19 protein-coding genes are annotated in these 22143 nt (G+C 51.6%); 12 read left to right on the forward strand and 7 right to left on the reverse strand.

Annotation, left to right across the window (positions count from 1 at the left end):
• Nucleotides 1-252: 252 nt before the first annotated feature.
• Together FYJ73_RS13925 and FYJ73_RS13930 are read right to left on the reverse strand one after the other, a co-directional pair.
• Nucleotides 253-1275 carry an AMP-binding protein gene (locus FYJ73_RS13925; protein ID WP_154535346.1) on the reverse strand — a complete coding sequence of 341 codons (1023 nt, stop codon included), beginning with the start codon at nt 1273-1275 and terminating at the stop codon, nt 253-255.
• Nucleotides 1254-2285 carry an o-succinylbenzoate synthase gene (locus FYJ73_RS13930; RefSeq protein ID WP_154535347.1) on the reverse strand — a complete coding sequence of 344 codons (1032 nt, stop codon included), beginning with the start codon at nt 2283-2285 and terminating at the stop codon, nt 1254-1256. The genes FYJ73_RS13925 and FYJ73_RS13930 overlap by 22 nt, the downstream gene beginning before the upstream one ends.
• 131 nt (nt 2286-2416) lie before the next feature.
• Here FYJ73_RS13930 and trhA point away from each other — a divergent pair, with 131 nt between their 5' ends.
• The gene (gene trhA, locus FYJ73_RS13935; protein WP_154535348.1) at nt 2417-3073 is read left to right on the forward strand and encodes a PAQR family membrane homeostasis protein TrhA; all 657 of its coding nucleotides are present in this window, start codon (nt 2417-2419) and stop codon (nt 3071-3073) included.
• Between the two features lie 243 nt (nt 3074-3316).
• On the opposite strand, the gene FYJ73_RS13940 is transcribed toward trhA, so the two are convergent.
• From FYJ73_RS13940 to FYJ73_RS13960, 5 genes are all read right to left on the reverse strand, one after another.
• Complete coding sequence (locus FYJ73_RS13940; RefSeq protein WP_262885129.1) at nt 3317-3709, reverse strand: GxxExxY protein; 393 nt, start codon at nt 3707-3709, stop codon at nt 3317-3319.
• A 91-nt stretch (nt 3710-3800) separates the two neighbouring features.
• A complete protein-coding gene (gene menB, locus FYJ73_RS13945) occupies nt 3801-4628 on the reverse strand; it encodes a 1,4-dihydroxy-2-naphthoyl-CoA synthase (RefSeq protein ID WP_154535350.1) in 828 nt (275 codons plus the stop codon).
• Nucleotide 4629: 1 nt separating this feature from the next.
• Nucleotides 4630-6309: a 2-succinyl-5-enolpyruvyl-6-hydroxy-3-cyclohexene-1-carboxylic-acid synthase gene (gene menD, locus FYJ73_RS13950; protein WP_154535351.1), complete on the reverse strand. Its 1680-nt coding sequence runs from the start codon at nt 6307-6309 to the stop codon at nt 4630-4632.
• Complete coding sequence (locus FYJ73_RS13955; RefSeq protein ID WP_154535352.1) at nt 6296-7360, reverse strand: isochorismate synthase; 1065 nt, start codon at nt 7358-7360, stop codon at nt 6296-6298. Before FYJ73_RS13955 ends, menD begins: the two co-directional genes overlap by 14 nt.
• Nucleotides 7357-7773 (reverse strand): PaaI family thioesterase, encoded by a 417-nt coding sequence (locus tag FYJ73_RS13960; protein ID WP_154535353.1) that lies wholly within the window; start codon nt 7771-7773, stop codon nt 7357-7359. Before FYJ73_RS13960 ends, FYJ73_RS13955 begins: the two co-directional genes overlap by 4 nt.
• 154 nt (nt 7774-7927) lie before the next feature.
• Between FYJ73_RS13960 and FYJ73_RS13965 the strand changes: the two genes are divergently transcribed.
• The 11 genes from FYJ73_RS13965 to FYJ73_RS14015 all read left to right on the forward strand — a co-directional run bounded on the left by FYJ73_RS13965 (nt 7928) and on the right by FYJ73_RS14015 (nt 22050).
• Nucleotides 7928-10171: an alpha-N-acetylglucosaminidase gene (locus FYJ73_RS13965; RefSeq protein WP_235899386.1), complete on the forward strand. Its 2244-nt coding sequence runs from the start codon at nt 7928-7930 to the stop codon at nt 10169-10171.
• Between the two features lie 441 nt (nt 10172-10612).
• Nucleotides 10613-11773: an acyltransferase family protein gene (locus FYJ73_RS13970; RefSeq protein ID WP_154535355.1), complete on the forward strand. Its 1161-nt coding sequence runs from the start codon at nt 10613-10615 to the stop codon at nt 11771-11773.
• Nucleotides 11774-11871: 98 nt separating this feature from the next.
• Entirely contained in the window at nt 11872-13620 is a 1749-nt protein-coding gene (locus FYJ73_RS13975; protein WP_235899385.1) for an ATP-binding protein, read from the forward strand.
• Between the two features lie 12 nt (nt 13621-13632).
• Nucleotides 13633-14445: a hypothetical protein gene (locus FYJ73_RS13980; RefSeq protein ID WP_154535356.1), complete on the forward strand. Its 813-nt coding sequence runs from the start codon at nt 13633-13635 to the stop codon at nt 14443-14445.
• A 244-nt stretch (nt 14446-14689) separates the two neighbouring features.
• A complete protein-coding gene (lysS, locus tag FYJ73_RS13985) occupies nt 14690-16426 on the forward strand; it encodes a lysine--tRNA ligase (protein WP_154535357.1) in 1737 nt (578 codons plus the stop codon).
• A gap of 15 nt (nt 16427-16441) precedes the next feature.
• Nucleotides 16442-17491: an NAD(P)H-dependent glycerol-3-phosphate dehydrogenase gene (locus FYJ73_RS13990; RefSeq protein ID WP_154535358.1), complete on the forward strand. Its 1050-nt coding sequence runs from the start codon at nt 16442-16444 to the stop codon at nt 17489-17491.
• A gap of 233 nt (nt 17492-17724) precedes the next feature.
• A complete protein-coding gene (locus FYJ73_RS13995) occupies nt 17725-18129 on the forward strand; it encodes a GxxExxY protein (protein ID WP_154535359.1) in 405 nt (134 codons plus the stop codon).
• A 423-nt stretch (nt 18130-18552) separates the two neighbouring features.
• Entirely contained in the window at nt 18553-19911 is a 1359-nt protein-coding gene (locus FYJ73_RS14000) for a glucose-6-phosphate isomerase (protein WP_154535360.1), read from the forward strand.
• A gap of 190 nt (nt 19912-20101) precedes the next feature.
• A complete protein-coding gene (locus FYJ73_RS14005) occupies nt 20102-20818 on the forward strand; it encodes an inorganic diphosphatase (RefSeq protein ID WP_154535361.1) in 717 nt (238 codons plus the stop codon).
• A 30-nt stretch (nt 20819-20848) separates the two neighbouring features.
• Nucleotides 20849-21463 carry a hypothetical protein gene (locus FYJ73_RS14010; RefSeq protein ID WP_206081790.1) on the forward strand — a complete coding sequence of 205 codons (615 nt, stop codon included), beginning with the start codon at nt 20849-20851 and terminating at the stop codon, nt 21461-21463.
• A gap of 119 nt (nt 21464-21582) precedes the next feature.
• A complete protein-coding gene (locus FYJ73_RS14015) occupies nt 21583-22050 on the forward strand; it encodes a hypothetical protein (RefSeq protein WP_154535363.1) in 468 nt (155 codons plus the stop codon).
• Nucleotides 22051-22143: the final 93 nt, after the last annotated feature.

Raw genomic sequence — 22143 nt, forward strand, 5'->3', positions numbered from 1 at the left:
TGGCGTTTCTTGTGTACGAACATGATGCAAAGATAGCTTGCGCCACCCAAAAATCCAAATACAAAGTGTCACTTTATTGATTTTTAATGATTTACGGCCGTTAACGGCTATTAACGTGGAAAACAGGCGCGAGTCCCATGCTTGGGATTTTTTTGTTTGTGGCAGAAGCAACATTTATTACCTTTTTTCTTTTTCCCCTTTTTACCCTTTTATCTTCCTCTTTTACTTTATTCCTCTTTTCCTTTTTTCCTTTTATACTTTTCTTTTTGGCTTTCCCGTCTCCGTCATGGGGATGTGATCGATGTGTCGTACTTCCCGTGGAATCCAGTATTTGGGCAGGACACGGCGGCAGATGGCGGTGACGGCATCGGTGTCGGTGGCTTCGGTGAGTAGGATCTCGGCCTCGCCGAACTTCACGTCCTTGCGCCGTGTGATGATGAACGGAGCGGAGAGATAAGGCTTCAATGCATGTTCCACCTCCTCAATCTGTATCTTGATACCCCCTGAGACAATCACGTTGTCCTTACGTCCGAGGATTCGGAAGCCCTTGCCGGGGACGATCTCTGCACGGTCGTTGGTCTTTAGTGTTCCCTCATGCACCAAGGGTGCATTGATCATCAGACAATCATCTTTATCCAAACTTACTTTGACACTTGGGAAAGGCTGGTACCACTCGCTGGCCTCTGAGCCGTTGAGGCGTCGCAAGGCGATATGCGAGAGCGTCTCCGTCATGCCGTAGGTGCTCCACACCGCATGGGGGAAGTCACGCAAGGCTGCCGCAAGCTGGTCGTCGATAGCACCGCCGCCAATGATCAGATGACGGATCTGACGTAGCAGAGCCGCTTCTTCGGGCACTTGCAGGGTGTTGTAGACTTGCAGGGGAACCATGGCGGCAAAGGTTGGAGCCGGGATTTTCTGTCCTTGTGGACAAGGGTGGGGCAGGGCAGCAGGGTCGTGGAAGTCGGTCTCTGTGACACTTTGCCCTTGTAATAAGGCCGCCATGGGATGCCCACTCGGCTCTACGCTGAGCAGGCGCAGCCGACGCTCGATGGACCGGACCACGACCATCTTAGCACCGATATACTTCAGGTTCATGCAGAGCAGGGCCGTGTCTCCGGGTTGCAGTCCCAGAAAGTCGCAGGTGATGCGGGCCGAGTTGTGCATCTTCTCCTTCTCGGGCCACATCGGTTTGGGTGCGCCCGTACTGCCACTGGTGTGGACGAGCACGCGATCGCTACTGTTGCGCCACTCACTCAGGAATTCTTCGAGTACCATAGCTTGTCGTCTTTAATCTCCAGAGGCATGGCGATGTTGTCGGTGTAGAGCAGACCTGTTCCCAACCCCTGCGCCAGGGTGATGTGTGGTCCGTACACGTCGGCACAGAACTGGGCCACGGCGTTGAGTGCGACATTGCTTTCCAGTGCCGAGGTGATCCATGAGCCGATGCTATGGTCTTGGGCCATTCTGATCCATTCGCGGCATCCGTGCATGCCGCCATGCAGGCTGGGCTTCAGCACGAGATAGGCCGGCCGGATCTTGTCGAGCAGCATGGCTTTCATCGACGGCATGTTGATGCCGATGAGCTCCTCGTCGAGTGCGATGGGCAGGGGCGAGTGCTCGCAGAGTTCCGCCATCTCTTTCCACTGATGCGGCTTGATGGGCTGTTCGATGGAGTGGATGTCGTAACGGGCCAGTGCTTCCAAGCGCTGCATGGCATTGTCGGGCGTGAAGCCACCGTTGGCATCCACCCTCAGCTCCACTTGTTCCTTGCTGAAACACTCACGGATATGTTTCACTAAGTCCAACTCACGCTCGAAGTCGATGGCACCAATCTTCAACTTCACACAGTGGTAGCCAGCCTTGAGCTTAGCCTCCAGCCGTGTGTACATCTCGTCGAAGGTTCCCATCCACACGAGTCCGTTGATGGTGATTCCCTCTTCGCCCCGGCTGAACGGCGTGTCGAAGAGTGCCGTGGAGCCCTTAGCGTCGAGTTGAGCAAAGGCCGTCTCCAGTCCGAAGAGAATAGAAGGGTAGGGGCGCAGCATCTCATAGGGTATGCCGCCCAATCGGTTGACCAGATTGCACGTGTCGCGGAGGAGCGTCTGATAGCGTTCGTCGCTCATGGCGTCGCAGCTCAGGTCGGGCAGTGTCGAGCACTCTCCCGTGCCGCGGATGCCGTCGCGCTCAAGGGTGATATAGTAAGAATGGTGGGTGGTGTACACGCCGCGGCTGGTTCCCGCTGGTTGTTTGAAGTGCAGCACCCTGTCGGTGATCTCGTATTTCATGATAAAGCTACTTTTGTTGCGTGAAGGCAAAAGTAAGAAAAAAAGGATAAAAAAGCAAGTTTTATTTTGTCTTTCACTAAGATTACGCTATCTTTACACAGAAATCATTTATCAGTAAGCAACAGCATATCATGAAAATAAAGATATTCTATAATCATAAAGAAGAGTTGTGGAACTCCTGGAGCCATGCTGGCGGCATCTTCTTGGGCGTGGCCTTTGGTGCTATCTTCCTTTATCTCTGCTTCTCGCGTGGCAATGGCTGGGCCACAGCAGGCGTCATCCTCTACCTTGTGGGCATGCTCGGTTCGTATATTGCTTCTACCGTCTATCATGCCCTCTCGGCCTGGTCACCATGGAAGGAGCGGTTGCGCAAGTGGGATCATGCGGCCATCTACTGGCATATCGCCGGTTCCTATTCTCCCATCACGCTCATCGCCTTGCGCCATGAGGGCTATTGGGGCTGGACGCTGTTCTGCTTTGTATGGCTCTGCGCCATCGTGGGCACGATCACGAGCTTCCATAAGCTCAAGGCCCACAGCAATCTGGAGACGCTGGTATACATTGGTATGGGCATGAGTGTGCTCATCGCTTTCAAGCCATTGATCGATTCTGTGAGTGCGGCGACGGTCATCTGGATCATCGCCGAGGGTGTGTGCTATGTCACCGGCGCGCTGTTCTACACCCTTCGCCGTCGTCGCTACATGCACACCGTCTTCCATTTCTTTGTCCTCGCCGGCAGCGTCTGCCACCTCATTGCCGTATGGGACATCCTCATGCGCTACCTCTGAAGACATAGTAACATTGGTAAATAAAGACATAGTAACATATTGAACAGATATAAGACATAGTAACATATTGGACAGACTAAGACATAGTAACATATTGGACAGATATAAGACATAGTAACATATTGAACAGATATAAGACACATTGTCTAATAATCTTTCGGCCTCCTCTGTTACAAAGTCTTAGTCTGTTCAATATGTTATATATATACACTGTTACTCTGTCAAACAAACAGTGTGTACATGCTATGTATTATGGACGTTTTTTTTGTAGGTGCGATACTTATGTTTGAATTGCAATTGATCTGAGCCGAAGTTGATGAGAAATCCATCATCGATGCCTGTGGCGTTGAGATAGTTCACTAATTGAATTTCATTGGCCATGGTAAGGCAGGTAGTAGCCTTTAACTCAAGGATGAGTCTGTTGTCAACGATTATGTCAGCCCTATAGCTTCCAACTACGATGCCATCGTAACGAACCTCAAATGGAACTTCTGTTCTAACAGCGTGCTTGTGCTTCCTGATCTCAATGAGCATCGCATTCTTGTAGACGGCCTCTAAGTAACCCGGCCCCAACTGACGTCGGACAGCTTTCGCACACTCAATCATTAGTTTTATTAAATCATTGATGTCCTCCATTTATACTCTTGTTTATGTTATTATGTCTATTACTATGTTATTATATCTGTTACTATGTTACTATGTCTTATGTTCACTCTGTTACTCTGTCTTAAGGGAACTGAGGGTACTTGTCGAAGTCAGGCTTGCGCTTTTCCAGAAAAGCGCGTCCGCCTTCCTGAGCTTCGTCGAGGGTGTAGTAGAGCATTGTGGCGTCGCCGGCAAGTTCCTGGATGCCCGCCTGACCATCGAGCTCGGCGTTGAATCCTGCCTTCATCATGCGGATGGCGAGCGGTGAGCGCTCCATGATCGTCTCGCACCAGGCCACCGTTTCATCCTCAAGTTGGTCAAAGGGCACCACCTTGTTGACGAGTCCCATCTGCTCAGCTTCCTTTGCGGAATACTGACGGCAGAGATACCAGATCTCGCGTGCCTTTTTCTGTCCCACGATGCGTGCCAGATAGCTGGCACCCAGTCCGGCGTCGAAGCTGCCCACCTTTGGTCCTGTCTGCCCGAAGATAGCGTTTTCGGAGGCTATCGTCAGGTCGCAGACCACGTGAAGCACATGTCCGCCACCGATGGCGTAGCCGTTGACCATGGCGATGACAGGCTTGGGCAGTCGGCGGATCTGCATCTGCACGTCGAGCACGTTAAGGCGTGGCACGCCATCACTTCCGACATATCCGCCACGTCCCTTGACGTGCATGTCGCCCCCCGAGCAGAAGGCCTTGTCACCGGCACCCGTGAGGATCACCACACGGATGTCGAGATGGTCGCGGCAATAGGTGAAGGCCTGGCTCATCTCCCACACCGTGAGTGGCGTGAAGGCGTTGCGATAGCGTGGACGGTTGATGGTGATCTTTGCGATGTGATTGTATTCTTCAAAGAGGATCTCCTTGAAGTCGAAACCCGGTATGGTTTTCCAATTTCTCTTTTCCATATTATAATAAGGTGTTAAAGTATTCTTGATAAGCCCTCAGATCGTCTTCGGCATTGGTGAAGACTTCAAGGAGCATAGGACGCTCCGCCTTTGGGCTGACGAGCGCACCGAGGAGATTGTAGAGCTCCTCCTCGTTGTGAGCGTGACAGTACATGATGTCGTTCTCGCGACAGATGCCCTCTGCTGTGGTGGCGTGCACGCCCATGACCATGCTGCGTGCCGGACTCTGGCGCAGTCCGTCGAACTTGGCAAAGATCTCGCCACCGCTGTTGTTGAGCAACAGAATGCGGAGGTTCTGACGCAGATTGGTATTCCACAGTGCGTTTTGGTCGTAGAAAAAGCTCAGGTCACCGATGACACAATACACCGGATCGTCTGTGGCGAGCGAGAAACCGGCAGCCGTGGACAGCGAGCCCTCGATGCCGTTGATGCCACGATTGCAGTAGACATGCTCCCGGGCATAGAGACAGCCCAGTCGCACCGACGTGCTGTTGGCGTAGTGCAAGGCGTAGCCTTCCGCGGTATGGCTGAGCCGTTCCTCAAGGAGTTGCACGGCCTGCAGGTTGGAGTATCGAGGGACGAACGTCCGGCGGTGATCCTCTGCTTTCCAGCGCAGCGTTTCCCAGCGGTCGAACCACTCGCGCGGTCCCTCCACTGTGATGGCGGCAAGCACGTCGTCGGGTCTTGCCTGTACGATGCCGTGCAGGTTCATCATCGGGTCGTGGACAGTGCCGTTGGCATTCACCTCCCAGCAGATAGCGTCCTTAGCCTGTCGCAGGAGCTGCTTGGCACGCTTGCTGACCAGTGTGTCGCCGATGTAGAGGATGAAGTCGGGCAAGAAATCCTTATTGTCTCCTGCCATAGCTAACATCTCTTCCAGTGCCGTAGTACCGTCCTCACCGCTGAGCGCCTCGTTCCAGACCACATAGTGTTTGTCGGTGAGTGCCGGAATCCTGCCTTTGACCAAGTCCGACGGCTTCATCTGTCCGATGACGATGAGCGGTCGCTCAGCCTTGGCGAGCTGTTGCAAAAGGTCGTGGGCTACGGCTGTAATTGCATTGGCCGAGACGCACGCTTCCTTTCCGCCATCGTGAGCCGCCAGCAGAGAGTTAAACGCAATCATGCGTTCCGAGGGCAACTCGCGTGTATTGAAAGAGTAGAGGGGTTCTGTGATGGGTACGTTGATGTGCACCGGGCCTTGGCAAGGTTGTGTGGCGGCGATGAGTGCCTCGTTGACGAGTCGGTTGCAATACCAGTGCTCCTCGTCGTTGTGCGGTTCGGGCAGATCCACCGTGCGTTTGACAAAGCAGGTCAGCGCCCCCGGCTGAGGCATCGTCTGTCCGGTGAGTTGTCCGATCCACTGCTTGGGTCGGTCGGCCGAGACGACCACGAGAGGCAGATGCTGATACATTGCCTCGGCGACAGCGGGCAGCGTGTTGAGCAGTGCCGTGCCGCTGGTGACGCAGACGACCACCGGTTCCTCGGTGGCCTGACAGAGTCCGAGTGCATAGAACGCGGCACTGCGCTCGTCGGTGATGGGGTAGCACTGGATCTCAGGGCACACGTCGAGGTTGTGCACGATAGGCGCGTTGCGTGACCCCGGACATACGACTGCATGGCGCACGCCGTGAGCGATGAGCAGCGCAGTGAGCGTGTTGACATTATCTTTATCGCAATACATCTCTCATGGTGTTGAGTTTCATCTCTGTCTCCTTCCATTCCTCTTTCTCCTTACTTTCCGGTACGATGCCGCCTCCGGCGTGTAGGATATAGTGTCTTTCGATTATTTCCATGCAGCGCAGCGTGACATAGAGCTGTGTCTCTCCTTCCGGATCATAGGGTCCGCAGAAACCGCTGTAGTATTTGCGCTCATCCTTCTCATATTCGAGAATGAGTTTTTTGGCAGCGTCCTTGGGTATGCCGCACACGGCAGGGGTAGGGTGGAGGGCATCGAGCACGTCGCCCAGTTGCACGTCGTCGTTGAGAGTGAAGTCAAAATCAGTGCGCAGGTGGAGCAGTTGCGCCGCCATGGTGGTGTGGGGATGTCCGTGATCCAAGGTCTTGGTCATTGGACGCAGCGTGTCGGCGATGTAGGTTGCCACATAGCTTTGCTCCTTGCGGTTCTTTTCCGACCATTTCAGCTCCTGCCCAGGTCTGTAGTCGACCGGCATCTTCTGCGTGCCCGCCAGGGCCATGGTGTGGTAGTTGAGTCCGTCGCCTTCGATGAGCACTTCGGGTGTGGCCATGAGCCACGTACCCGCATGTTCCATGTTCACCAGGGCGATATACTGATGGGGATAGAGACGGCAAGCGTGCAGGAACAGTTCTTCGGGGTCTCCGACGACATATTGCATCTCATGCACATGCCGGGCTATGACCAATTTGCTAACCTTTCCAAGCTTGAACATCGTCTTGCAGAGGCCGAAGCGCAGACGGTAATTTTTCCGTTCCAACTTCTCGTATTCTGCTATCTTTCTTTTCAGTTCCGTGTTGCTGTGTTCTTCACAGTGCTTGAAATCCCCTTCCCCCACAGCTTTCCGTTCGATGCTGTCGGGTTGCAAGAGCCAAACGGGTGTCTCTTCCGACGGTTGGAACGGCGCGAAGACGAAACCTTTGCGGCCGTTGAGGTCTTTGACAGACTTCATGGCCACGGGTTCACCCTCACGCTGTTCCAGTCGTACATATTCTTTCTGCTCCGGCAAGCGGTAGCAGACATAGTTGGTTGTGCTCATTCCTTTCGTGGCGACAAGATATAGTTTGTGACATGTACCGTAGAGATCAGCTCACCCTTGGAGTTCTTCACGTTGATCTGCCATTCATGCAGTGTGCGACCCTTGTATTGCAGTTGGGCATAAGCCGTGACGGTATCTCCCACCAGCACCGTACGCAGATGGTTGCCACTGACATTGATGCCCACGCAGATCTTGCCCGGGCAAAGTGCCATGGAAGCTACGCCCGCAAGGTTCTCGCAAAGTGCCAGCGTAGCACCGCCGGAGAGAAAGCCAAACGGTTGACGGTTGAGATCGTCGACCTTCATGCGTGCCATGCATGTGTCGGGCTCCTCGGTTGAGAGGAACTCCATATTCAGTGTCTTCGAGAGCCCTCCCTGCTTCTCGATGACGGCTTTTTCTTTTTCTATGTTCATGGTTTTGGTTTTTATTTTATTCTTCCTTGCAAAGATACGAAAAATTCTATTACCTTTGCCAAACAAATCATCTATTATGCTGTCTAAACACAATAACACTAAGAATAAAGTGAGGCAAATTCTTGTTGTCACGCTTTCCTTGCTGACCCCAGTGATGGCCGCAGCCAATCCTGTTGACGACCTTCTCAACCGCATGGACGCAGGGGCGGCCCGTAAGTTTATCACTGAGTTGCAACCGTCAGATACCGATTTCTTTGAGCTCTCGCAGCGCGACGGCAAGGTCTGTGTCAAAGGCAATACGTGGGTGAACATCGCCACGGGGGTCAACTGGTATCTCAAGCACTATGCCGGCATCATGGTCAGTTGGAACAACATGCACCCCCGCCTGCCGGAGCGTCTGCCCGCTGTCAAGGGCAAGGAACGTCGCACCACATGGCTCACCGACCGCTACGACTTCAACTACTGCACGTTTTCCTATTCCATGGCCTTTTGGGACTGGAACCGCTGGCAGGAAGAGATCGACTGGATGGCCTTGCACGGCATCAACATGCCATTGGCTGTCACTGGCGAAGAAGTGGTATGGCGCAACATGCTCTTGAAGCTGGGCTATTCCAAGGAAGAGATAGGACGCTTCATTGCCGGGCCGGCTTTTCTGGCCTGGTGGGCGATGAACAATCTCGAGGGGTGGGGTGGACCGCTGCCCGACAACTGGTATCGACAGCAGGAAGCATTGCAGAAACGAATCCTGCAGCGCGAGCGCTCTTTGGGCATGCACCCCGTGTTGCCGGGCTACTGCGGCATGTTGCCGCACGACGCCAAGACAAAGATGGGCGTCAGCGTGACCGATGGCGGACAGTGGAACGGCTATACGCGCCCGTCCAATCTCATTGCTACCGATCCGTCCTTTGACCGTATCGCTGACCTCTATTACAAGGAGCTGACGCGGCTCTACGGCAAGGCAAGCTACTACTCGATGGATCCTTTCCACGAGAGTGCCGACAACAGTGCCATTGACTACGCGGCCTGCGGACGCAAGCTGCTTGCCGCCATGAAACGTGTCAACCCCAAGGCTGTGTGGGTGGTACAGGGCTGGACCGAGAACCCGCGCCCGGCGATGGCCGACAGTCTGCCGGCTCAAGACTTGATGGTGCTGGACCTCTTCTCGGAGTGCCGCCCGATGTTCGGAGCACCTTCGGTGTGGCGGCGTGACAAGGGCTACGGCGATCACCCATGGCTATTCTGTATGTTGGAGAACTTCGGAGCCAACGTGGGGCTTCACGGACGCATGGACCAGCTCCTCCATAACTTCCGGCTGGCAGTCGCCCCGACCTCTCCTCTGCAAAGTGCCAGACAGCATCTGCGTGGTTGGGGCTACACCATGGAGGGCTCGGAAAACAACCCAGTGATGTTTGAACTGATGAGCGAACTGCCGTGGATGACCGATTCGCTGCCCAACGATGAGGACATTGCTGCCTTCAAACAGCGGTGGCTCAACAGCTATGTGCGTGCCCGCTATGGCGTGGCAGACCCTGCACTGCAGCAAGCTTGGCAAGTCTTGGCCAACAGCATCTATAACTGTCCGCTCGGCAACAACCAGCAGGGGCCTCATGAAAGCATCTTTGACGGACGTCCCTCGACCGACAACTTCCAGGTGAAAAGCTGGTCGAAGATGCACAACTACTACGATCCCAACGATACCCGTCGCGCCGCTGAGCTGATGACAAGCGTCGCCGACAAATACCGCGGCAACAACAACTTTGAGTATGACTTGGTGGACATCACCCGTCAGGCCCTCGACGACCAGGCCCGACTGCAATATCTGCGTACCATCGCGGACTACCGTGGCTTTGACCGCCGTGCATTCTCGGCCGACTCAGCCCGTTTTCTTCACATGTTGCTTTTGCAGGACAGTCTCCTGGGCACGCGGCGTGAGTTCCGCCTTGGCCATTGGACCGAGGCAGCGCGCTCGTTGGGACGTACGCCGCAAGAGAAGGATCTCTATGAGTGGAACGCCCGTGTGCAGATAACGACCTGGGGCAACCGCGACTGCGCCGACCGGGGAGGGCTCCGCGACTATGCCCACAAGGAGTGGCAAGGACTGTTGAGCGATTTCTACTACGTGCGCTGGCAGACCTATCTCGATGCGCTCTCCCGACAGATGGCCCACGACAGCCGCCCCGACGCCTCGGCTCTTGGCGAGGGAGCAAATGCCAACAAGACGGCGACAGAGCTTTTTGCCATGGCGCTGCCCAAAGCCCCGGTTATCGACTGGTATGCGATGGAAGAGCCGTGGACGCTTCGACACAACACCTATTCACCGGTGCCGGTAGGCGATTGCGTCGACATGGCGAAGCGGGTGATGGCGTTTTTGAGTGAAACAAAATGTCGGGCTTTCTGACAAAAAAACGGGTACGAGAAGGCGATTTTCTCGAGCAAGTGACCTCTTGCTCCTGATTTCTCGATTCTCGTGCGATTTTGTTAATTCGCTGATTAACAGTGTTTTGTGGATTATCCCGATTTTCCGATCTTCTCAAAGTCCCTTTCTGAGGGAAAATTCTCTAGAAAATTTTTCGTCATCTCAGTTGTTTTATCGTGTAAAACAACTGAGATGACCACATAAAACAATAAGTTTGATGAGGTAAAATCATTGTTTTGATGAAATCACCCCATGATTTTCGTGTTTTCAAGTCGATTTGCGCTGAGCCAGCGCACTATATTCTCTCTAGAATGAAAGAGAGAACAGATGGCGTTTTGTCAAGCAATTTTGTGGCATAAAAGTTATTGGATTCAGAATATATTTATTACTTTTGTAGTCGGTCAACAATATTGAAAGAACAAGATGAAGCAAAATACAAATGCAGTGAAACGACTGGTGAGCCTCGACGTACTGCGCGGTCTGACAGTCATGTTTATGATCTTCGTGAACAACGGAGCTGGTGAGGAGATCTTCTCCACTTTGCAGCACTCCAAATGGAACGGGATGACGCCCTGTGATCTCGTCTTTCCCTTCTTCCTTTTCATCATGGGCATCTCCACCTATCTCAGTCTTCGTAAAGGCGGATTCCGGTGGACACCACAGCAGGCCCGTAAGACCATCAAGCGCACGCTGCTGCTCTTCCTCATCGGACTGCTCATCAACTGGTTCGACATGGCCATGGACGGCCGACCGCTTGACTTTGCCCATCTGCGCATCATGGGCGTGATGCAGCGCATCGCCATCTGCTATGGAGCCACCGTAGCCGCTGTTCTCACCATCCATCATCTAACCCATTCCTTCCGTGGACTGTGGGTGCTCGTAGCTCTGTTGTTGACCGGCTATTCCGTCTTGCTGCTTGCTGGTGGCGGTTATGACTACAACAGCCTCACCAACATTCTCTCTCGCGTGGACCATGCACTGTTGGGCGACGCCCATCTCTATCATAAGTCACCCGTAGACCCCGAAGGACTGCTCTCCAGCCTGTCTGCCATGACCAACACGATGATAGGTTTTCTCGTCGCTTCCTGGGCACTTCGGAAAGAGCGTCCCGAGTTGGGACACCCCCATCTCGTCACCCTCTCACGGCTGTTGGTCTGTGGCGCAATTATGGCCTTTGCGGGCTGGCTCCTGCAGTTCGGTCTGCCTCTCAACAAGCGCGTGTGGAGTCCCTCCTACGTGTTGCTCACCTGCGGCATTGCCGCCTCCTTGCAAGGCCTCCTTGTAGGCTGGCTTGACATCTACAGAGCCCAAAGTCAGACGACAAACAGCGGCTCTGCCGGGCAACCGTGGCTGGTGAAATTGACGCTATGGTTCGGCATGAATCCCCTCTTCCTCTATGTGGCCAGCGAGGTAGTAGGCATACTCTTCGGTGCTATAGGCATTAAGGATGGAGCCTATTCTTTGCTCCATGCGGTGATTCTCAACGGCTATTGGGCCAGTGTCGCCTATGCTGCGCTGTTTGTCGCCCTGCACGCACTGATGGGCTGGGCACTGTGGAAGAAGCGGGTGTTCATCAAGTTATGAGCGCCGAAATTATGTGTATTATTAGAAAATAAACTTGCCATCTTATTTGCTTGTCTGAGAAAATAGTTCTATTTTTGCAGAAACGATAAGCAGATTCCATGATGAGCAACGACATTAAGCTGATACCCTACGGCATTTCCAACTTCAAGCAAGTGCGGCGTGAGAACAAATATCTGGTTGACAAGACCATGTATTTTGAGAAGATGGAACGGACCGGCAATTTCCTGTTCTTTGTCCGTCCGCGTCGTTTTGGCAAGAGCCTATTTCTCAGTATGCTGGAGGCTTACTACGACATCAGTGAGAAGGATAACTTCGACGAGCTGTTCAAAGGGCTCTATGTGGCCGACCATCCCACGCAATACAAGAACAAGTATCTGATGTTGCACTTGGACTTTTCACAAGTGCAGGGGGATATAGACCATATTGCAGACAATCTGAATAATTACCTGTCTGTCCAATGTGAGCTCTTTGCGTTGAAATACGCGAAGTTCTATCCTCCACAGCTTACGCAACTGTTGCAGATAACCCCGACAGGGGCAAGCAAGCTGACGCTCATAGGCAACCTGTCCCGACAGTTGGGAATAGGCCTTTATCTCATCGTTGATGAATATGACAACTTCACCAACGACGTGCTCAATACCAAGGGACAACAGGCTTATCATGAACTGACGCATGGCACGGGTATCTATCGGGAACTGTTTAAGAAGTTCAAACCAGTATTCGACCGTATCATCATGCTCGGTGTGTCGCCCATCACCCTTGACGACCTCACCAGCGGCTATAATATCGCATTGAACATCACGATGCACCCGTTCTTCAATCAGATGCTCGGATTCTCTGAGGACGATGTCAGGCAGATGATACGTTATTACCAAGGTGTTGGTGCATTGCCCGCTACGGTGACCGAGGAGGGTATCATCGCCGATATCAAACCTTGGTATGACAATTACTGCTTTGCTGGGGAAAGTTTCGGTAAGGAGCCGAGTATGTTCAACAGTGATATGGTGTGTTATTATCTGAGCAACCTCGTAGAGCAAGGTCGTCGCCCTAAAGAGCTCATTGATTCGAACACAATGACCGACTATGCCAAGATGAAGCGCTTGATAGAAATAGACAAGTTGGACGGTGAGCGATTGAATATTATCCACGAGATTACTGAGAACGGATACATTTACAGTCCGGTGGTCAGCCACTTCCCGGCCGAGCGAATGATGGAGTTTGGCAATTTTATCAGCCTGCTTTATTACTACGGCATGCTCACCATCGGTGGTGTGCGTGGTGAGAACTTGAAGTTGGTCATTCCCAACAACAATGTGCGCCTACAGTATTATCATTACATGTTGGACGAATATCAGACCATCTATGCGCTGCCGGTCACTGATTTGCGGAAGGCTTTTGACGGCGCGGCCCTTGACGGTGACTGGCAGCCGCTCATCTCCTTCATCTGCCAGGCTTACCACGACACCACTGCCGTGCGCCAGTTAATCGAGGGCGAACGCAATCTGCAAGGATTTATGAACGCCTACCTCACGCTGACTAATTACTACCTTGTCGCGCCGGAGATGGAGTTCAGCCACGGCTTCTGCGACTTCTTCCTGCTGCCCAACTATGCGGTCTATCCGATGGTGAAGCACAGCTATATCTTAGAACTGAAGTACCTCAAGACCGATGCCTCTGATACAGAGGCGGAACGGCAGTGGACAGAGGCCGAGCAGCAGATAAAAACTTATGCTGCGGATAAGAAACTGCAGAGCATGCTCCACGGCACACAGCTTCATCCTATCGTCGTGCAGATAAAAGGTTATGACTTGGTGAAGGTAGAGGAGATTCAGACTTATATAATATAAATAATTTCAAGGATGAAGAAAAAACTCTATTTGTTGGTTTTTTTGTTAGTCGCTTCAATCTTTGACTTGAAGGCTCAGGTTAAAATTAACGGATTAGTACAGAATGAAGAACATGTTGGCATTGAGTATGCAACGATATGTGTAGACAGCATCTTCACTCTTACAGACAAAGAAGGGCGTTTTGCTTTAGAGATTCCAGGTAACATTAAAAGTCCCATGACCTGCTCGCATATTAGTTATAAGAAAAAAATGATACCATATTCACAATACAAGGGTGGAAATGTTTGTGTTGTAATGGAAGACAGAGTGTATGACATAGCAGAGGCTTCTGTAGCTGCCCGAAAGGGTAAGACCGCTACCATTCTACGGAAAGGTATGAAACTTCCAGGGGATGTCGCTTTCGGAAATGCTCCTTCTGGAAAAATAGAGATAGGTCCTAAATTCAAAGCAAGTGACAATTTCATTATAGATTATTTCAATTTGCACATAGAAGAATGCACCTATGAGCAATGTACACTTCGACTTATCGTTTATAAAGTGGTTGAAGGCCAATTCGAACCAGTTAGTTCCAAGCCTATCTATATTAATCTGTCTTCAGCGAATAAGAATTCAGATGTTAAAATAATGACCAATTCGCCAATCACTTTGCAGAAAGGAAACGAATACTTTGTGGGGCTATCTATTGTTTCCGGATCTCAAGGCACAATCCATTTCCCTGCTGCTCTTCGCAAAGGGATAGCAAGAAATGTGGTTAAAGGTACGATGAAAAATCTCCCCGCGACTGTCGGTATTGCAGTAACAGGACGAAGACTTCCTGCTAAATAGGATAGCCTGAGTAAATCTTAGCACCCCCTGAAAGGCGCTGTGGAAGAAACGGATATTCGTCAAACTGTAATCTTCTTTCATTGGCGAGGGTGAGTGACGCTCACGCTTATCGCACTGTCATCGTGCAGGGTTGCGCATGTTGCACACCGGCTGAGGTGGTTATTAATTATTAAATAGCTCTTGTTCTCGTTTCTTTTTTGTAACTTTGCATATAGGAAAAATATATTCGAATATAATTATTAGTATGAACATTTTAGAGTTAAGCGAGCAGGAGATCGGACGACGCCAGAGCCTGCAGGAGCTGCGCAATATGGGTATCGACCCGTATCCAGCAGCTGAGTTCCCCACCAATGCCTTTTCAGTAGACATCAAGAACAACTTCAAGGAGGGGGAGAAGCAGGAGGTCGTCATCGCCGGCCGTATGATGAGCCGCCGTATCATGGGCAAGGCCAGCTTTGTGGAGTTGCAGGATAGCAAGGGCAGAATCCAGGTGTATGTCACCCGTGACGACATTTGCCCCGACGAGGACAAGGACATGTACAACAAGGTCTTTAAGAAACTCCTCGACATCGGTGACTTCATCGGCATCAAAGGTTTCGTCTTCAAGACACAGACAGGTGAGATCTCTGTTCACGCCCAGTCGCTGAAACTGTTGAGCAAGAGCCTCAAGCCGCTGCCGATCGTGAAATACAAGGATGGCGTGGCTTACGACAAGTTCGATGATCCTGAGCTGCGCGCCCGCCAGCGCTATGTCGACCTCATCGTCAACGATGGTGTGAAGGATACATTCCTTAAACGTGCCAAGGTGCTCAAGACTATGCGCAACTTCTTCGACGAGGCCGGATACACCGAGGTGGAGACTCCTATTCTGCAGAGCATCCCCGGTGGTGCCAGCGCACGTCCGTTCATCACGCACTTCAATGCGCTGAACATCGACATGTACATGCGTATCGCCACTGAACTCTATCTCAAGCGACTCATCGTGGGCGGCTTTGAGGGCGTCTACGAGATCGGCAAGAACTTCCGCAACGAGGGTATGGATAAATACCACAATCCGGAGTTCACCTGCATGGAGCTCTATGTGCAATACAAGGATTATAACTGGATGATGTCGTTTACCGAGCGCTTGCTCGAGACCATCTGTGTGGCTGTCAACGGCAGCACAGAGGTGAAGAACGGCGACCACGTCATCTCCTTCAAGGCTCCTTTCCGCCGTCTGCCTATCCTCGATGCCATCAAGGAGAAGACTGGCTTCGATCTCGACGGCAAGAGCGAGGAGGAGATCCGCGACATCGCTGTGAACAAACTCAAGATGGAAGGCATCGACGAGAGCTTCGGCAAGGGTAAGCTCATCGATGAGATCTTTGGTGAGTTCTGCGAGGGTACGTTCATCCAGCCAACATTTATCATTGACTACCCAGTGGAGATGAGTCCGCTGACGAAGATGCACCGTTCTAAGCCCGGACTCACAGAGCGCTTCGAGCTGATGGTCAACGGCAAGGAGCTCGCCAACGCTTACTCTGAGCTCAACGATCCCATCGACCAGGAGAACCGCTTCAAGGAGCAGATGAGGCTCGCCGACAAGGGTGACGACGAGGCAATGATCATCGACCAGGACTTCCTGCGTGCCCTGCAATATGGCATGCCGCCCACCAGCGGTATCGGCATCGGCATCGACCGCCTCTGCATGTTGATGATCGGTAAGGAAAACATTCAGGAGATCATGCTCTTCCCGCAGATGAAGCCTGAGGCAAAGATGCCACAGAGCAGCATCAAAGAATGGGCTGCCCTCGGCGTACCTGAGGATTGGGTGTATGTGCTGCGTAAGGCTGGCTTCAACCTCATCTCTGACATCAAGGACGAGAAGGCGCAAGGCCTGCAGCAGAAGATCGGTGAGATCAACAAGAAATATAAACTCGGATACGAGAAACCGACAGTCGACGACATCCAGCACTGGATCGACGGTGCCAAGAATCTCTAAGACGATAAGTTGACTATGCGTCTGTTCAGAAGAATCAGTAGAGCACTGGGGCTGCGGAAAAAAGGCTCCATCCCCGATTTTGGCCGTGTGGCCATCATCGGGGGCGGCTCGTGGGCTACCGCCATCGCTAAGGTGGTGGTGGAGCACACGGGACACATCGGATGGTATATGCGGCGTGACGACCGCATCTCTGATTTCCGACGACTCGGACATAATCCTGCCTATCTCACTGGTGTACACTTCGACATCGACGACATCGAGTTCACTTCGGACATCAACGAGATTGCCACTGAATACGACACGCTCGTCTTCGTCACGCCCTCGCCTTACTTGAAAGACCATCTGAAGAAACTCACTGCCGACATCAGCCATAAGTTCATCGTTACCGCCATCAAGGGTATCGTGCCCGGCGAGGATGTGGTCTGCTCAGACTACTTCCATCAGCGCTACGGCGTGCCATACCGACAGTTGCTCTGCATCGGGGGACCGTCACACGCCGAGGAGGTGGCGCTCGAAAGGCTTACCTATCTCACTGTGGCTGGCAGCGACGAGAAGATGGCAAGGGAGTTCTCGCGTGTGCTCGCCTGCGACTATGTGAAGACTGAAACCTCCACCGATGTTACGGGTATCGAGTATGCGGCTGTGCTGAAGAATGTCTACGCTATCTGTGCGGGCATCTGCAACGGCATGGGCTATGGCGATAATTTCCAGGCTGTCTTCCTCACTAATGCTATCCGTGAGATGGATCGCTTCCTGACTGCCGTCAACCCTGTACACCGCAACATCTGTGACAGCGTCTACCTCGGTGACCTGCTCGTGACGGGATACTCCAATTTCTCACGCAACCGCACCTTTGGTATGATGATCGGTAAGGGTTACTCCATCAAGAGTGCCCAGGCTGAGATGAAGATGGTCGCGGAAGGTTACTACGGTACGAAGTGCATGGAGGAGATCAACCGACAGCTCCACGTGAGCATGCCTATCCTCGACGCTGTCTATGACATACTCTACAAAGACCTGCGTCCGCGTGATGTCATCCCCGCTTTGACAGAAAAACTCTCGTGAGTGCTTTGACATAAAGACATGTTCTTGGCTTTAAGACATAAAGACATAAAAGACATGTTCTTTGGCTTTTAAGACATAAAGACATAAAAGACATGTTCTTTGGCTTTTAAGACATAAAGACATAAAAGATATGTTCTTTGTTTTTAGACATAAAGACATAAAGGACATATTTTTATGAAGAAGTATTTTTGAGTTTAGGAAAAGGAGAGCAATATAATATTATAATGAGTAAGATGGATGAAGAAGAGTTAAAGAGAAAGGCGCTGGAAGAGAAGATAACTAAGATTATCCAATGTGCATATAATGTTCGGGGCGTGTTGCCAAAAGGCTTCTTGGAAAAGGTATATAAGAATGCCTTGTATCTTGAACTTCGAGAGCACAACCTGAATGTGACACCCGAAGCACCCATCGATGTCTATTATAAGGGCGTTGTGGTTGGGGAGTACAGAGCGGACATGCTTGTGGACAATGATGTCATCATTGAGTTGAAGGCAACGCAATGTCTGACGAGGCAGGATGAGGTCCAAATAGTCAATTATCTGACGGCTCTCCATATCGATACCGGATTGCTCATTAACTTCGGAGGCGATAATCTGGAGATAAAGCGTAAATACAGGGAATACAAGAAGACAAAGTAGTAAAACAAGTATAAGTTAGTATTATTCATTTAATAAGGTAAGATGATGAGAAAGGATTAGGCAAGACCACATCACAGTGAGAAGGCTATTCGTATAGAAGACGAAAGTAGAAACTGAGACAGAAATAAAGACTAAGGCAAAGACGGAGGGTAGAATATATCTTTATGAATTATATGTTCTTTATGTCTTTCTGTCTAAAGAAGACCGAAGGAAAATATGTTCTTTATGTCTTTTTGTCTAAGAAAGAATAGAAGAAATATATGTTCTTTATGTCTTTCTGTCTGAAAAAAGAATTAATGAGAATATGTTTTTTATGTCTTTCTGTCTTAAAAAGAAAAGTATGTCTTTCTGCCTTCAACAGAGTAGTCTGTCTATCTGTCGTGATTCTGTCGTGATTCTAACTCTGACTCTTGAAAGATTATCATGAAAAACATTGCATTAGACACAACGAAGGCTGTACAGTTCCTCAAGGCTGGTACAGTGGAGGCTTACGAGCCAAAGGTGAAGGCCGCTCAGGAGGCCTTGGAGAATGGAACATGCGAGGGTAACGACTTCCTCGGTTGGTTGCACCTGCCCTCTGAGATCACAGAGGAGTTCCTCAACGAGATTCAGGCTTGCGCCAACACATTGCGCGAGAAGTGCGAGGTTGTCGTCGTCGCTGGTATTGGCGGCAGCTATCTGGGCGCACGTGCCGTCATCGAGGCGCTTGGCAACTCTTTCGCATGGCTTGTCGGTGACAAGAAGAACCCCACCATCATGTTTGCCGGTAACAACATCGGTGAGGACTACCTCGCTGAGCTCACTGACTACCTGAAGGGTAAGAAGTTCGGTGTCATCAACATCTCCAAGTCCGGTACCACTACAGAGACTGCTCTGACCTTCCGTTTGCTTAAGAAGCAGTGCGAGGCTCAGCGTGGTAAGGCTGAGGCCAAGGATGTCATCGTGGCTGTCACTGACGCGCACAAGGGTGCTGCCCGTGCCGCTGCTGATAAAGAAGGCTACAAGACATTTGTCATTCCTGACAATGTAGGTGGCCGCTTCTCTGTGCTCACTCCGGTAGGTTTGCTGCCGATCGCTGTGGCTGGCTTCGATGTCAAGGCTCTCGTCAAGGGTGCACAGGACATGGAGAAGGCTTGTGGCAAGGACGTTCCCTTCGCAGAGAATCCCGCTGCACAGTATGCTGCTACCCGTCAGGGACTGTATACCCAGGCTGGCAAGAAGATCGAGATCGTCTGCAACTTCCAGCCGAAGCTCCACTACTTCGCTGAGTGGTGGAAACAGCTCTACGGCGAGAGCGAGGGTAAGGACGGTAAGGGTATCTTCCCCGCTGCTTGTGACTTCACTACCGACCTGCACTCTATGGGCCAGTGGATCCAGCAGGGCGAGCGTACCATCTTTGAGACAGTGATCTCTGTTGAGACGCCTAACGAGAAGCTGCTCTTCCCGCATGACGAGGAGAACCTCGACGGACTGAACTTCCTTGAGGGTAAGCGTGTCGATGAGGTGAACAAGATGGCTGAGCTCGGTACCCGTCTGGCTCATGTCGACGGTGGCGTGCCAAACATGCGTGTCAGCGTGCCGCAGCTCAACGAGTACTACATCGGTCAGCTCATCTACTTCTTCGAGAAGGCTTGCGGCATCAGCGGTCTGCTGGAAGGTGTCAATCCGTTCAACCAGCCTGGTGTGGAAGCTTACAAGAAGAATATGTTCGCTCTGCTCAACAAGCCCGGCTATGAGGCTGAGAGCAAGGCTATCCAGGAGCGTTTGGCTCAGGAGAAGTAAAAGTAAAAAAAGACTCTCTTCCCCTATCCCCCTCTCCCTGAGGAGGGAGAGGGGGAATGGTGTTACCCGGATATGCCGGGCTTTCTTCCTCTTAGTATCTTCTTTCTAAGAAGAGAGGGGAATGGCAATACTCTTTTAATCATAATCGATGCAAGATATAAGAAAAGCAATCGAGAGATACTTATCCAAGATGCAGGAGAGTCATCCCGGGCAGAATGTCTGGAAGGGCTTTCGCTGTGTCTTGTTCGATATGGACGGTGTTCTTTACGACTCCATGCCCCATCACGCTATCGCCTGGCAACAGTCGATGGCGGAGTTTGGCATCACGATGACGGCAGCTGACGCTTACGCCACAGAAGGGGCACGCGGCATTGACACCATTCGTCACTTCTTCCTTCTGCAAAAGCACGAGGAGATCACGCTGGAACAGGCACAGAAGATGTACGACGAGAAGACGCGTATCTTCCACGAGATGGGTGAGGCTCCTATCTTCCCAGGTGTGAAGCCGCTCATGCAGGCTATCCAGGCGTCGGGGATGAGCGTCAACGTAGTGACGGGCAGTGGCCAGCGTCCGCTCATTGATAAGTTGCTGATGGATTTCAGTGACTATCTCGTCCGTGAGCACATTACGTCAGCCTACGACGTGAAGCGTGGCAAGCCTTATCCTGATCCTTATCTTCAAGGTATGCGAAAGGCAGGATATGCCGACCCGCGTCAAGCCATCGTCGTGGAGAATGCTCCCCTTGGTGTGCGTGCCGGTAAGGCTGCTGAGATGTTTACGGTAGCCATCAACAGTGGGCCGCTGCCCGACAAGGCACTGACAGACGAGGGTGCTGACGTGCTCTATCCGTCGATAGAGGCTTTTCTGGCCGACTGGCCGGAAGTGGTGAAGGCTACCGGAAAGTAACTTATTGTTTATATATAAATAAGGAGTCCGATGATGAAGCAGATGTTCTTATACCTATTATTATATGTTCCATTAGCTCTTTCTGCCCAAGAGGCGAAGAATAGTCAGGCCGTGTTGCAGAAAGAGACGGTGAAGCCCCAGTTGCGCAAGTTCGTGGTGGCTGATATGGAGACGCGCGTGCCTGTGCGTGATGCTATTGTCAGTACGATGTCGGGCTATCGCGACACCACTAATTATCGGGGCATCTGCTATATTCCTGTACAGTTTGACACGCTGTCGGTCAGTCACGGTAAATATCTCACGGAGCGACTGACGGCAAAAGAAATCAAGGACACCACGTATCTCATTCCAAATAGCCACCAGATCAGTGAGGTGACCGTATGGGGCGATGGTACCCCGTCGGTGTCAAAGGGACTGACAGAACAAGTTCGACAGATCTTTAGAGAAAATACGAGAGGCGGCTTGGGTTTTGACTTTGCCAAGATACTTGACAAACGCTACCGTCGCGACATGAAGCATCTGCGGAAGACGCGCGAGATCTTCAAGGAGATGGACAAGGACGATGAGGATCCCATCGTGAGAGCTTATAAAGAGGCAATGGAGGAGAAAAAACGGGCGACGGAGAGTAAGACTGAGAGCAAATAGACATCAGTATGATGAAGCAGCTGTTGTTACACCTATTATTATATGTTCCTGCCACCCTATATGCGCAAGATGCGAAGAAAGTCCCGTCCCTCCAGCAAAATCCAAGGGTACAGTCTCAATTGCGCAGGCTTGTTGTTGCCGACATGGAGACGCATGTGCCTGTACGTGGTGCCATTGTCAGCACGAAATCGGGCTATCGCGATACCACCAACTATCGTGGCATCTGCTACATTCCTGCCCAATTTGACACACTCTCTGTCAGTCATGCGAAGTATTTGACAGAACGTCTGTTGACGGGCGAGGCCAAGGATTCTACATTCTTGCTTCCTAATTTTCATCGGCTTTCTGAGGTTACCATATGGGGAGACCGTAGACTCTCGGCACTTGACGGAGTCGACGATGCTCTCAAGAAGGAAGCTCCAGCACACACGTCTGCCCCAGCGGGCCTCGGGCTCGTTGTTACGTTCGACTTCGCGAAGATGCTCGACAAACGGTACCGTCGCGACATGAAACACCTTCGGAAGACACGCGAGGTGTTCAAGGAAATGGACAAGTGTAATCAGCAAATTTTCATGCAACATTTTTAAGAAAAATAACATATAGCATTCTTCGGCAATTAAGATGTAGCATTATTGATGCGTTTTGGCAATTAAGATGGCGCAGTACCAAGGTTTCCCTTG

The sequence above is a fragment of the Hallella mizrahii genome (genome assembly GCF_009695775.1).
In the GTDB taxonomy this organism is placed as follows: Bacteria; Bacteroidota; Bacteroidia; order Bacteroidales; family Bacteroidaceae; genus Prevotella; species Prevotella mizrahii.